Annotated in this window: 12 protein-coding genes, 1 tRNA gene and 1 pseudogene; 6 read left to right on the top strand and 8 right to left on the bottom strand. The window is 35.0% G+C overall.

What is annotated here, in order from left to right; all coding sequences use genetic code 11:
* Positions 1 to 88: 88 nt before the first annotated feature.
* The gene (gene tkt, locus AAGD63_RS02755; RefSeq protein ID WP_341813738.1) at positions 89 to 2,053 is read right to left on the bottom strand and encodes a transketolase; all 1,965 of its coding nucleotides are present in this window, start codon (positions 2,051 to 2,053) and stop codon (positions 89 to 91) included.
* A gap of 113 nt (positions 2,054 to 2,166) precedes the next feature.
* On the opposite strand from tkt, the gene rpsD reads away from it, so the two are divergent.
* The 6 genes from rpsD to lipA all read left to right on the top strand — a co-directional run bounded on the left by rpsD (position 2,167) and on the right by lipA (position 4,918).
* Positions 2,167 to 2,781, top strand: coding sequence for a 30S ribosomal protein S4 (gene rpsD, locus AAGD63_RS02750; RefSeq protein ID WP_006012690.1), 615 nt, complete (start codon positions 2,167 to 2,169; stop codon positions 2,779 to 2,781).
* Positions 2,782 to 2,791: 10 nt separating this feature from the next.
* A tRNA-Leu gene (locus AAGD63_RS02745) sits at positions 2,792 to 2,878 on the top strand.
* A gap of 20 nt (positions 2,879 to 2,898) precedes the next feature.
* Positions 2,899 to 3,093, top strand: coding sequence for a Fe-S cluster assembly protein IscX (gene iscX, locus AAGD63_RS02740; protein ID WP_264330429.1), 195 nt, complete (start codon positions 2,899 to 2,901; stop codon positions 3,091 to 3,093).
* Between the two features lie 267 nt (positions 3,094 to 3,360).
* Complete coding sequence (locus AAGD63_RS02735) at positions 3,361 to 3,684, top strand: DUF721 domain-containing protein (protein ID WP_006012687.1); 324 nt, start codon at positions 3,361 to 3,363, stop codon at positions 3,682 to 3,684.
* Between the two features lie 54 nt (positions 3,685 to 3,738).
* Positions 3,739 to 4,053 (top strand): 50S ribosomal protein L28, encoded by a 315-nt coding sequence (rpmB, locus tag AAGD63_RS02730; protein WP_015588578.1) that lies wholly within the window; start codon positions 3,739 to 3,741, stop codon positions 4,051 to 4,053.
* Positions 4,046 to 4,918, top strand: coding sequence for a lipoyl synthase (lipA, locus tag AAGD63_RS02725; RefSeq protein WP_341813737.1), 873 nt, complete (start codon positions 4,046 to 4,048; stop codon positions 4,916 to 4,918). The genes rpmB and lipA overlap by 8 nt, the downstream gene beginning before the upstream one ends.
* Positions 4,919 to 5,264: 346 nt before the next feature.
* On the opposite strand, the gene AAGD63_RS02720 is transcribed toward lipA, so the two are convergent.
* The 7 genes and pseudogenes from AAGD63_RS02720 to AAGD63_RS02685 all read right to left on the bottom strand — a co-directional run bounded on the left by AAGD63_RS02720 (position 5,265) and on the right by AAGD63_RS02685 (position 13,135).
* On the bottom strand, positions 5,265 to 6,083 hold the full coding sequence (locus AAGD63_RS02720) for a hypothetical protein (RefSeq protein ID WP_341813736.1): 819 nt from the start codon (positions 6,081 to 6,083) through the stop codon (positions 5,265 to 5,267).
* A 120-nt stretch (positions 6,084 to 6,203) separates the two neighbouring features.
* Positions 6,204 to 6,419 (bottom strand): hypothetical protein, encoded by a 216-nt coding sequence (locus AAGD63_RS02715; RefSeq protein ID WP_264330432.1) that lies wholly within the window; start codon positions 6,417 to 6,419, stop codon positions 6,204 to 6,206.
* A gap of 251 nt (positions 6,420 to 6,670) precedes the next feature.
* A complete protein-coding gene (locus AAGD63_RS02710; RefSeq protein WP_264330433.1) occupies positions 6,671 to 6,946 on the bottom strand; it encodes a hypothetical protein in 276 nt (91 codons plus the stop codon).
* 105 nt (positions 6,947 to 7,051) lie between these two features.
* Positions 7,052 to 7,852 (bottom strand): hypothetical protein, encoded by an 801-nt coding sequence (locus AAGD63_RS02705; protein WP_341813735.1) that lies wholly within the window; start codon positions 7,850 to 7,852, stop codon positions 7,052 to 7,054.
* Between the two features lie 54 nt (positions 7,853 to 7,906).
* Complete coding sequence (locus AAGD63_RS02700) at positions 7,907 to 8,200, bottom strand: hypothetical protein (RefSeq protein WP_341813734.1); 294 nt, start codon at positions 8,198 to 8,200, stop codon at positions 7,907 to 7,909.
* A gap of 99 nt (positions 8,201 to 8,299) precedes the next feature.
* Positions 8,300 to 11,503 (bottom strand): annotated as a pseudogene (locus AAGD63_RS02695) (glycoside hydrolase TIM-barrel-like domain-containing protein).
* A 489-nt stretch (positions 11,504 to 11,992) separates the two neighbouring features.
* Entirely contained in the window at positions 11,993 to 13,135 is a 1,143-nt protein-coding gene (locus AAGD63_RS02685; RefSeq protein WP_341813731.1) for an AAA family ATPase, read from the bottom strand.
* Between the last annotated feature and the right edge of the window lie 349 nt (positions 13,136 to 13,484).

The raw sequence follows: 13,484 nt of genomic DNA, 5'->3' as shown, positions 1-13,484 counted from the left end.
TTACCGTCAAGTAGCTCATAGAAAAGAAAAAGTTACTCGAAACATTTCACTAGCTTTCTTATCATAATAACGGTACTGGCTGAGTTCATTAAGTAATTTTATGGGCAGTGGAATGATAAAAAGCGTTTTCACAAACACATTTTACTACATAGTCAGCGCTAATATTAAAATGCTTATAAAGAGCTTCATAAGGTGCTGATTCTCCAAAATTTTTCATGCCAATAAATATACCGTTTGAACCTATATATTTATGCCAACCCACTTCACTTCCAGCTTCAATTGCAACTTTAATACTATCATTATTTAATATTACCCCTTTATATTCATCACTTTGCTCGTCAAAAAGCCTCCAACACGGCATAGAAATGACCCTTGTACCTACACCTTTTTCCTGTAATTTTTCTCTTGCCTCAACTGCAATTTCAACTTCAGATCCGGTAGCAAATATCGTCACTTCTAGCTTCCCTGAATATTCGCATAGTATATATGCACCAAATTTTGATAGGTTGACCAATTGGTCAGTATAAGAGTGCATGTAATTAATATTTTGCCTTGAAAGCGCAAATAGTGCAGGTGACTCTTTTTTTTCAAGTGCAATGCTAATGCACTCCAAAGTTTCAATTGCATCTGCTGGCCTAAAAACATACAGATTTGGTATAGCTCTCAGAGAAGCTAAATGCTCTATTGGCTGGTGAGTTGGACCATCTTCTCCTACTCCAATTGAGTCATGAGTCATTACATAGATAACCTGCTGTTTCATCAAGGCTGAAAGACGTATAGCAGGGCGGCAGTAGTCGGAAAATACTAAAAAAGTTCCACCATAAGGAATAATCCCACCATGAAGAGCCATACCATTCATACAAGCTGCCATAGCGTGCTCTCTCACTCCATAGTGTACATAAGAGCCACTATAATTATTACTATCTATTGCCTGCATGTGCTTATATTTAGTACAATTTGAACCGGTAAGATCAGCAGAGCCACCAATTAGTTCTGGCATAGACTTAGTTAATAGTTCCATTACTCTGCCGAAAGAAGATCGAGTAGCTTCGTTTGGCATTAGCTTACATATTTGTTTCTTCAGATCAGCCAAATCACTCTCGATATTATTCGGCAAACGTTTCTCAAGTCTTCTTTGTAGTTCTTTATTGATCAAGGATGTATAGTTTTGCTTTGCCCTCTTAACTGTTTCTATCCAAGCGTTTCTCACATCTTCTGGTACATGAAATGGTTCATAGTCCCAATTTAATTTTTCTCTCATCTGTTTTACATCTTCCTCTGTAAAGGCACCGCTATGAGCAGAAGATGTGCCAGCACGGCTCGAAAATTTTCCGATAATAGTTTTGCAACAGATTAGTGTAGGTTTATCAGACTTTTGCGCCTGCTCTATTGCAAGGGATATAGCATCAAAGTCATGCCCATCGATTTTGTCAACATTCCATCCATACGCTGAAAAACGCTTTTCTACATCATCAGAGCAAGAGAGGCTAGTAGAGCCGTCTATAGAGATGTCATTGTCGTCAAAAAGTGCTATCAGCTTATTTAATTTAAGATGCCCAGCAAGGGACGCTGCTTCATGGCTTATACCTTCCATAAGACAGCCATCTCCTAGCATTACGTAAGTGTAGTGGCTGATTTCAAACTGCTTTGCAAGAATCGATTCAGCAAGTGCCATGCCAACAGCAGTGGCAAATCCCTGACCAAGCGGGCCTGTTGTTGCTTCTATACCAGAAGTCAAGCCAAATTCTGGGTGACCTGGAGTTTTTGATGTAAGTTGCCTGAAGTTTTTTAGTTCATCTATACCAATGTAGCCTGTCAGATATAATATAGAGTATTGCAGCATCGAACCGTGACCATTTGATAGGATGAAACGATCTCTACTGATCCATTGAGAATCATCAGGGTTATGGTTTAGATATTTAGCAAATAATACAGTGGCAACATCTGCCATGCCAAGTGGCATACCTGGATGTCCAGAATTTGCTTTTTGTACTGCATCAATTGATAAAAAGCGGACAGCATTTGCCATGGATTTTAGTAGTAGATGATTCATGTATTAATAGGAAAACTTAAAAGTGAAGTATACTATATCATAGCGGCAAAAACAAGTTGACACTTAATGTTAAAATCATTAATAATTTATAGTTAGATTGTGAGAATTTTTGTATGACAACTGTTATCAATAGAAAGTATAGAATCAGTCGCAGGCTTGGTGTAAACTTATGGGGTAGAGCAAAAGATTCGGTCAATAAAAGAAAATACCCTCCAGGTCAGCATGGTATTCTTGGATTTAAGAAGTTATCTGACTTTGGTAAGCAGTTTGCTGCACATAAAAAATTTAAGTTCTACTATGCAATTTCAAGCAAACAGCTTAGACGTACATTTTTAGATGCCTACAAAAGAAAGGGTTATACGGCTGATAATTTTATTGGTGCCTTGGAATCAAGGTTAAGTTCTGTTTTATATCACTCTGGTTTTGTGCCAACAATTTACTCGGCAAAACAGCTTATATCTCATAAACATGTTACAGTTAATGATAAGGTGGTTAACATATCAAGTTATAGAGTGAAGCCTGGTGATATAGTAAAAATAAGGGAAAGAGCAGCAAAAATTCCTATATTAATAGAGGCTGAACAAAAACAAGAACGTAAGGCCCCAGATTATTTAGAGGCAGATAGCAAAGCACTTTCAGTGAAGTATTTGAGAGCGCCTCAATATTCCGAAGTCCCATATTCAGCAGACATGGAAGTCAATTTAGTAGTAGAATTTTACTCTAGATAAACAACATAAGGCCCGTGTGGCGGAATCGGTAGACGCAGCGGACTTAAAATCCGTGGGTTTTGCGACCTTGGGAGTTCAAGTCTCCCCATGGGCACCAGTTTAATTTATTAAAAAAGTATGAAATGGCTTGATATAGAAGATATTGCAGAAGCTCTAGAAGAGAAATTTCCAAATGAAGATATAATTAGTATTAGATTCACTGAACTTAAAAGAAAAGTCTTGGATTTAGAAGAGTTTGATGATGATGAAAAGTATTGTAATGAAAAAATATTAGAGGCCATTCAAGCAACTTGGATTGCAGAAAGATCTTAAAAAACAGATAGCTATAAGAAAATTACTGCATACAGTAAAAAGATAATCTTCTTGGAAATACTATACTTTACTCGAATTTTACTTAGCTTCATAATAATTTAACAAATTACAATTAAAAATGATTACAAGGTAGGAAACACAAAATTCTGGCAAATGCTAGATATACAAATACTGCTTTTTATGTGTGAGGCCGAGGGTCATGAAAACAATAAGTTAGTTTTTTGTATAAGAAAGTTGTAATATAATTTAATTTTAAGCACTGGAAAGATGTTTAAATATAGCGGGCCAAAGAAATTAAAATCTATAATAGAAAACTATGCATTAAAATGCATGAAAAATAAGATCAGCAAAAATGAAATACGTCTTATTTTAAACTGGAAAAGTATAGTTGGAGAGGAATTAGCAGAATGTACAAAACCACAAAAGATCTCATACGCACAAAACGTAAATTCTGGTGTTCTTCATCTGTTAGTAACAAATGGCAGTAAAGCATTGGAAATGCAGCATATGGTTTCTCTTGTAATAGAAAAAATTACAGTTTTTTTTGGCTATAAAGCAGTATACGGTATAAAAATCAAGCAAGGGAGTTGACTATTTTACTATATCAGGTTAACCTAGTTACATAGGATAAATTGGTATATTGAAGTGAGTAGAATTTGTGAGTTAACAAATAGAAAAAAGTCTTTTGGTAATAAGGTATCGCATTCAAATCGTAAAACAAAGCGTACCTTTCTCTTAAATTTACATAAAGTTACATTGACGAGTAATATATTAGACAAAAAGTTTAGCTTTCGTATAGCAACAAGAACTTTAAGAACTATAGACTATAAAGGTGATCTTGATGCTTTCTTGCTCAATACAAAAACAATTAAACTAAGCAAAGAAGCACAAAAGATAAAAAGAAGGTTAAAGAAAGTTTTAGCAAAACAAGAGGTAGAATTAGCTGTTTCAGATGCATAGTAAGCCTATATGGCTCAGAGCAAAAGCTCCAGCTGGTAAAATATTCAATGAAACCTTAAACACTGTTAAGCTACATAACTTACATACAGTATGCGAAGAAGCTGCGTGTCCAAATATTGGTGAATGTTGGAATAAACGTCATGCTACTGTGATGATTCTCGGTTCTGTTTGTACTCGTGCTTGTGCGTTTTGCAACGTTGCAACTGGCATTCCTGATAAGCTCGATCCTCATGAACCAGAAAATTTAGCAAAAGCAATAAAAAAGTTAAATTTAAAGCACGTTGTCATTACCTCTGTTGACCGTGACGATTTACCAGATGGTGGTGCAAATCAGTTTATAAGGTGTATAGAAGAAATTAGAAAGATAACTTCGGAAACAACAATAGAGATTCTTACTCCTGATTTTTTAAATAAGAAAGAAGCGTTTGAAGCAATAGCTATTGCATCACCTGATGTTTATAATCACAATATCGAAACAGTACCAAGGCTGTATGCAAAAATAAGACCAAGAGCTCGTTATTTTCATTCACTATATTTGCTAAAGATGGTGAAACAGATTAATCCTAAACTTTTTACGAAGTCAGGGCTTATGGTTGGTCTTGGAGAAACAAAAGAAGAAATCTTTCAGGTTATGGATGATTTACGTAGCGCCGAAGTTGACTTCATTACAATTGGTCAATATTTGCAACCAACTCCAAAGCATGTAAAGGTTGATAGACATGTTACCCCAGAAGAGTTTGAGCATTATAAATATATTGCTTATTCCAAAGGCTTTTTGGTAGTTGCATCAAGCCCATTAACGCGGTCATCGTACCACGCTGAAGAAGATTTTAACAGACTTTCTGCTGCTAAAACTTCAACCTAATTTAACCTATCTGTTCAAGGAAATGTGCACTCCCTTTCTTTTCATTCAAGTAGCCTCTTATCCTTCCAGTATCCCCTGTCATTAGAGTAGTTAACACTGAAATCAATAGGACTGACCAGGCAATAAGAACTGGTCACGCGCTGGAATGACACCGTCATAAATTGCTAGGCCTTCATAATGTCATCCCAGTTTCCTCTTTACTCTTGTCATCCCAGTACTTGATACTGGGATCCAGAAGACTGATTAGTCAATCAGAACTGGTCACGCGCTGGAATGACATCATTGTTTTTTGCATGAAAAGACTGGATTTTCATGATACCCACTTATTAGTTTCGTCTAATTTATTTTACCACTCTGCTGAACGGATACATTCTAACTGAGAGCAAAGCACACTTACATCATTTAACACCTTCAGTGGCTCCCCTAGACTATGTTCCACTTTTGTCTCAAATTTAAACCCCAAATTTCCAAAAAATTCTTGAAAATACTCAATAGTAATGTCACACAAACTTCTACCACTTGCTTTATAATTTTTCAGCTCTTTCGGAATATTAATAAGCACTTTACCATCTTCATATGTTATACTTCTACCCTTAGATTTTAACTTAAATTTTATTGAACTGTGAAAATTTGGTGTTTTAATATCATTAACAGGATTAATGCTGCACACCTTTATACAATCCATGCTAAAATTGAGTTTTAGACAATTGGAGTCACGGCAATCCATACTATAAGTTATTATTATGTGAGAATCTAACACAAGCAAGCCAAATGGAGAAAGAGCCTTTAATATATGAAGAAACAGAAAATGATTACACCCTTCTTGATGATAGTTAGTTATCAATTCTTCCATGATAGAGTCACTCGGAACTTCTGCACCAGCATATTCAAATATTTTTATGAAAATTTGCTTAAGAAATGGACTATAGTTCTTTCTTCCATTCTCATCTTCTAAAATGAGATCTTTATGTTTTGAATATAGCTTCTCAATAAGCTCATTAGGCACTTCTTTCTCATTAATAGTAAGGTTGTGTGATCTATCAAGGTCAATATATGTTTTGTAACTAAAGTTCCAACTATCTGATTTTATTGATATAGACTTTAAATCAGCATATTTGAGCTTTTCTACTTCAGATTTTAATGCATTAACTATTTTTTTTGACATATCACAATCTTATATTATATACGTATTAAGTACTTTTCATCATAAGTAAAGGTTTTCTGTAAAACTTGATTTACTTTTTATTATACTCACCTTATTAAAAAAAGCAGAGATTTCAATATCTTATTTTAAATTCTTCAAGTTTAGATTCTTATCTTGGGATGTATTTATATCACTTAATGCTCGAAGTGGCTTATCCAGATTATACTCAAAATTTTCCTCAAAAAAGTGAAATCCAAATTTTTCGCAAAATTTCTGAAAATACTCAATAATAACGTCAAACAAATTCTTATCATTTGCTTTGTAGTTTTTCAGCTCCTTAGGAATAGTAAGAGACACCTTACCTCCTTCATACTTCACATTTTAGTTTAAACTCCACTACGCTAAAACTGAACTTCAGACAATTGGAATCTTCACAACTCATACAGGTCATTTCTCTGTAAGAAGGATTTGAGAAATATGAGGAATAAACGCGCAACCCAAAAGGATGAAATGTTTGATTACGAAAAGAATTTCTTGTACCCAAGTCTATTATAATGAGTTATCAGTTCTTCCATAATAGAGTCATTTGGAACTGCTGCACCGGCGTATTACGTGAAGATTTGCTTAAGAAACAGACGATAACTCCCTTTTTTGTCCTTATCTTCTGTAATGAGATTTTCATATTTTAAATATAAATTTTTAATTAAATCATTAGTTATTGCCTTCCCATTAATAACAAGGTCACAAACAAATTCATATTCACTATTGAAGTCCATATCCAAATCTTTATATGTTCTATAATCAGAACTCTCTGTAGACTGCAAATCAGCATATCTCCTCTCCCTCGCCTTATCTTTCAGCTCATTAATCACTTCTTTTGACATATATACTATTAATAGCTCTTATACTATAATACATATATAATTATTAACCTTTTAATAATATAGACTATCAACTGTAACCTGAGTTACTTTCCGGTTTACACTTGATTACTCTAACGATAGATTTTCCAATTCCATCTGATCTACTTGTACTTTTTCTAACTCACTTTTTACCTGTTTATGGTATAAGTTTGCTCCTCTAACCCAAGATAGGTCACCATTTATTGTACAAACGTAATTGCCATTGTTCTTTTCAAAAAAAAATAACCCTATTTTGCTTTCGTCTTGACCGATTAATCCATTACGGACTACTTCTACGGTATAAAATTGACCTAAATTTAAACCTATTTCACGATACCTAGAATAATGACACACTAGCGGCTCATATAGTTCTCTGATCTTACCATTTCTTAGATCAACTATTTTGTGCTCTATCTTATCTAATTCCTCTATAACACTCTTACCTTTTTTCTTCGCTTCATCATCTAACAGCTGTTTCTCTCCCAACCCTTTATAAATAGCAAAAAACCGTAATTTTTCTTTTTTCGCAAAATTAGATAAACGCTCTGCTAACTCATAGCACATTTTTTCTTGACTCAGTATTTCGCTTTTATATTGAGATAAAATATTCATCGCTATACGTGGACAACTTACTGCAATCAGATCATTATTTAAATCCGTTTTAATAATTTTGCCGGTCTCTTGATTAACATGTGCAGTAATTTGCCCTAACAAAATTCCCTCAGGGATTGTTATATCCTTCCCTATATGAGAGTTAATGGCTTTTAAAGAATCAAAATCTATATATATTCCATCTTCATGTTCTGTAAACTTCTTCAAGAGTGCCAGAGCAATTAATCTAAAAGTATCTATTTCAACAGCAAAGTATGTTCTTTGTTCATCTGTCATGTTATACATATTTTTGAAGAAGTCCTTTATGCTAATGTCTTCGCCATCTATCTTTCATCCCGTATCTATTTCGCTCCAGTCATACTGATGCAAGTCTATAACATGTACTCCTTCAATTCCTTTCAGTTCACGCTTTAAATCATCTATTTGATTTTCTTCGAACCCAGGACCATTGATAACCAAATATATGTCCCTCTCCTCTTTATTTTTTAATTTATGATTTTTAATTATTTCTAAATAATTCAGGGTACTATTTTTACCATTCGGTAAAGATGCACCACGTACTCTTGGTACCCATGTTAGTATTATTGGCGCTTTATTTAATAATTCATTTACATTATTAGTCATAATTTTATCTTACTATATTGCTATGTTAATATTATAGTGGATTTTTTAATGAAACACAAGTTCCTGCTGGTAAGATCTCATTTATGAAGTCCTTCTCTCCTAGTTCACAATTTTTGTTTCCGTATTTTCCAATGAATCACCATAAGTGACTGCTTTTAGGTAAAATTTTCTTCCTTCTTGCACTTCGAAAGAAATTATTGAATCATCAAGTAGAATGAATTTCTCACCTGAGGTATGTTCATATTTCTTAGTACCCTCTTGGCCTCTAATTAGGTCGATAAGCTGATATTTATTCTTACCTATGAGCTTGGCATCTTGGAATTTTATTATCTCTTTGCCAACCAGCGCTAACACAGTTGGATTCATGACGTCTAGCTTACCAAAACGTAGCACTACTGTAATTCCCTCATCGGTAGATTCGATTACATATCCGTAAATAGATTGTGTATTTGCGCTCGCGATGGGCTTATAATTTTTATCATCATACGAAATAAAAAGCGTTGCTCCTTTCCAACCTTCCTCTTCACTAATTAAAGTAAAACTTGCGATATTACCTTTAATATGCGGTAAATCTATCATTTCTATGATAGATTTACTGATGTGAGAAGGAGGGCATTCTTTAAGCATAAGTGATCTTGTTGAAGGAAAGGAGAGCTTGTATATAGAGGGATCATAACCAACTCCTATTACTTGAATGGACATGCTTTCAAACTTTGTTTTTATAATTCTCATCGTATGTCTTTTCTCACCATCTGAAATTGCTATTACATCACTTGGTAAAAGCCATGCATATTTTATCGGTAGCTTAAAGTTGTATAAATTTCTCTCTTGCCACGAAGAATAAAGTAAAACTTCAGCTATATTTTGCGCCTCCCCTTCCTCCATAATGAGCGGTATTGGAACTGTTGCAGCATTGCCCTGCCTTGGGAGTTCAGCATATTTCACATCAATTGGATAGCCAAAATTGCGGTTAAAATAAACGATGTTAATCCTATTGTTTAAATCTAATTGACTAAGCTGTATCAGCTTGGGATTGTGATTGAAAACAGTTTCGTCAACTGGTATACCAGTTGTCACTCCCCTGCCCTTTTGAATAAATTTCAGTTTTGAGTTCTGTTCAACCACATCAAAAAAATAGCACCTTCGCAGCATTTTAATAATTGAGCGTACGGGTTGCTGATCATTTATTACATACCCAGATAGTAATCCTTTAACATCACTTGTATCAAACTGATCGCCTTTGAGACCTACCTTTTGCAACAGATCAGACAAAACATCGGAAACATTAAGTTGTGAAATTTTTCCCTGAATCCAGTGCCCGGTCTGCCAGTTATGGCAGTCAGCCCACATGTCACATAAATTGGGGAAATAAGGAAATGGCCTTGCATCCCACGCCCAGAGGAACATTTTCTCCACCATTTCTGAATTTTGCCACTTTTTTAGTGTCCCTTCGATAGCAGTTTTCTGCGAAAGAAAGCTCACCTCTCCGTTTGAGTATCGTGGATATTTACTCTCTATACTACCTTTATTAACAAACACATTGGGCTCATTAGTGCAGCCGTTCATACTGGGAAATCCATATTCGGTAAACCATATTTTCTTCATTTTTAGTTGCCATTTTGTTTTACTACCACCTGGATTTACATGAACTTCACTCCACCATTTCTCAATATTTTTCCATGCATATTCGCTGTCATTATACTTTATTTTCTCAGGATCACTTTTTGAGTAATCGTAAAAATAATCATACCCTACCCCACTGCTCCAACCACCCGCTACATCTTCCGCGGAATAGCCAAAAGGAGGTTCTGGGCCATCAGTTAGTGGAAAATAAGCATCGATGCCAACAACGTCAATGAACTCTGAAGACCAAAGTTCATCCATATTATACCAACCATCATATGAATGATACTCACTCCAATCGGCAGCGTAAGTTACGTTTACTTCTTTTCCAAGCTGAAGCTTTACTTGCTTTGCAACTTTAACTAGCTCTGCTACTGAAGGATAATCACCCTCTACATCTTTTACTCTGGTAAGCTGAGCAAACTCAGAACCAATAATAAACCCTTCCACTTTAGTTTGTTTGGCAATGCTCGTGTAATGCTCTATGAATTTGCTATACTGATTCTCAAAAAAATCACTTATATCCTGAGGAGTACCGCTCAATTTTCCTCGCCACTCTTTGTTTTTTGTGTCAAGCAAGAGCATTGGATAGAGCATCACCTTATAACCTCTGCTATGCAGCTCTTCTATATATCTTATTAGTGCTGCATCGCTAACTGTACCACCATATCTTGGATTTCCATGATTATCTTTTGAAATGAGCTGGGCATTATCCCTGGTTATATTTCCCACTTGCCAATCATCAGGCACTATAGCAGAATCGTCTTGAAATTCAACTGCAGGATATATTTTACAATCTTTGATATTCAAACTGCTTGCAAATCAATTAACCACTACCGATGCCCATTCAACATTTGGTAAACTTTCCTTCAATTGGTCCAAAGAAAGCATAGCATCGCTCTTTTTTGTGTGATTATTGTGATTTACTCTTTATACCGGTCCATAGGGAATATATTGACTACTGCTTATTTTTTCTCGTGCAATTTTCTTCTGTATTTTCGTATCATACACAAACTCCCCTGAACCTGGTATGATATTGATATTTTTAATGTTTTCTGCTACTGAGAATCCACTGAGCTTCAGTGCAGTTTGCACTTCAAATGTAAACACCGGAACACGATTACTATAGTCTGCCAAAGGGAAATTTTTGATGACTATGTAAGATATTCCTCTATAAGCTGGTACATTCTTCTCACCTTCGATTGATAACATAAACGGATCAGGGTTTTGGTCTTCTCTGCCGTGGTAAAAAGTATAATCTATTTCATCAAAACTAAGCGATTTTATATCCGCCCAGATTCTATTTAATTTTTCTACTTTCCCCTTGCAAATTGCAATTGCGAGTGTTGCATAGTAGTTATATGTAATATTTATACCTCTTCCTGTTTTATTTTGAGTGGTTATCGCCTCCTCTTTTATTGGCTGTGACCAAATAATGTTTCCAGCAATGCGAGCAGTGCCATAGATAATTGGAATTGCTTTGCCATAAGTTGAGGTTTGAACTTGCAGATTTTTCAGCCTCGCCCCATGCGTTATCTTTTGCTCAGCATCAAGACTAAACATTGCACTATCAAGCTGTGCACCAAGCAGAGCCCCGAGCTCTGAGCCGATAATTTGGCCAATTGGACCAAAGATACTACCTGCTTGACCTAAAATTGATGATAAAATTATTGTAGACATAATAATCCTCCTTTTTGATAGATTGTTTTGAATTTTTGAAAGAAGATCCCAGACTGGGATGAAATTGAGATCTACTGTATAGTAGTGTCATGCGACTGGTATCCAGGAAAAAAAGGATGTAATCCGAGTAGCTGACACTGGGATCCATTGTTCTTTATTTCTGAATTCCAGCGTCACGCGCTGGAATGATATTAAATGATTTTTCTTTGAATTTGAGTTATGCAAGCAAGCCCCTTTGTTGTCATGCAAGTAGCCCCTTCGATGTCACCCGAGTAGCCCTCTTCCTGTCATCCCAGTACTGGGATCCAGCCTTTCTTACCAACAAAAAACTTGGCATAACTTGCGTGCTCAAAAAATTCCTGGATTCCAGTACTGGAATGACACCCTTTTAGAAGTTCAATGACCCTTCTGGATAAAAACTATTGTCAAGCACTGGAATGACATGACTCGACTTGCATTGCGTCATCCCAGACTGTGTAGTAATTCTCTTTATTCCTCGATTTGCCACTTACTTCCTCGAGAAGATACATCACTCAATGAAGAGCTTACTGATGAACTTCTAGATAAGCTTCCAGATGATAGCCTTGTATCCTTGTTTTTAGTTTTTCCGTTACTATGTTTCTCATTCTTCTTATCTTCAATGTTATGTTCCTTCTTAAATCTTTCACATAAAGTGAAAATAGGAGTGCTTTTGCCTTTACTTTTCTCCTCTAGTATATACTTGGCTAAACCAATCAGATTTGCTGGTGAAAAACCATTAGTACTCTTTACAATAGTTTCAATATTTAGAGGGCTTAATTCTTTGAGATATTCTTTTAGTATTCCCCTACGTGTACTTTCTTTATCCAGCCCAGGAACCTCAATGTTTCTCAAGCGTTCATGTCTAACTAGTGCTCCGTCTAAATCATTCGCACAATTAGTTGTGGCAATTACTATATTTCCTTCAAGAAAGGTTTTATTCAATTTATCGAGTAAATGAGTTAAAGATTCTACATTCTTGTTTTTACCACCCTTGCGATCTAGACCAATGCCGTCAATCTCTTCCATAATAATTATACAAGGAGTGTTTTTTCTTGCCCTCTCAAAAACTTGATCTATATTCGATATATTACATAAGGAAAATGCAGAAATACGTATAACAGCAAATTGAGATTTAATTTCATTCGCAATCGCTTCACAAATACTACTCTTACCAGTCCCTCCTTTACCATTTAAGAGATATCCTCCGCTTTTTGATTTACAAATCTCTCTCAAATTTTCTTTTATGTCACTTGGTAATATAATATTATCAAGTATTGTATTCCACCCTCTTTCCTGATCTTTTGCATAAAATTCCATCTTCAGCTTTACTTCTACTTCATCTTTTGTTGCAGGACTATTAATTAACTTTGCAGAAAGATCACTAACCTCTTTTTTTAACCCCTCCACTTCATCTTTCGTTGCAAAATTCTCTGAAATTCTATGGACTTTTTCTTCTAGACCACTAAACCCGTATTTATTTTCTTTATCCTTTCCATCTTCTAATTCTTCTTTAATTGGAGTTAGCTTATTTTCTTCTTTCCTTAACCCTTTATTCGGCTCTTCGACTTCAGCTTTCGAGTTTTCTTGAGATTTTTTACTTTGTTTAATCATTTTATATGAAAACACAATTACTACTGCAGAAAGCACAAATAAAATAAAAATAACAGGGGGAGCTATATTTAAAGCTGCAACTGAAGATAAAAATGCAACGTAAGGAGCTACAGCAAAAACTCCAGATGTAATTAATGTAAGGGAAGCAATAGCACCAGCTATAAAAAAGGTATATTAGCTCTACTAGACATATTTTAGCTTATAAACAGTTAATTTATAAATAATACATTTAAAGAGTACAAGCTTTTCATAGTAAAGCAAGACTAACTAAAGAGATAACTCAAGGTGTCCTTAATCAATCTATGATCGAGGTATTATGCAGTATTAAGATATAAGATGGTATGTTGTA

Source organism: Wolbachia endosymbiont (group B) of Germaria angustata, from assembly GCF_964026725.1.
In the GTDB taxonomy this organism is placed as follows: domain Bacteria; phylum Pseudomonadota; class Alphaproteobacteria; order Rickettsiales; family Anaplasmataceae; genus Wolbachia; species Wolbachia pipientis_C.
This window is presented reverse-complemented; position numbering and strand designations above follow the sequence as displayed.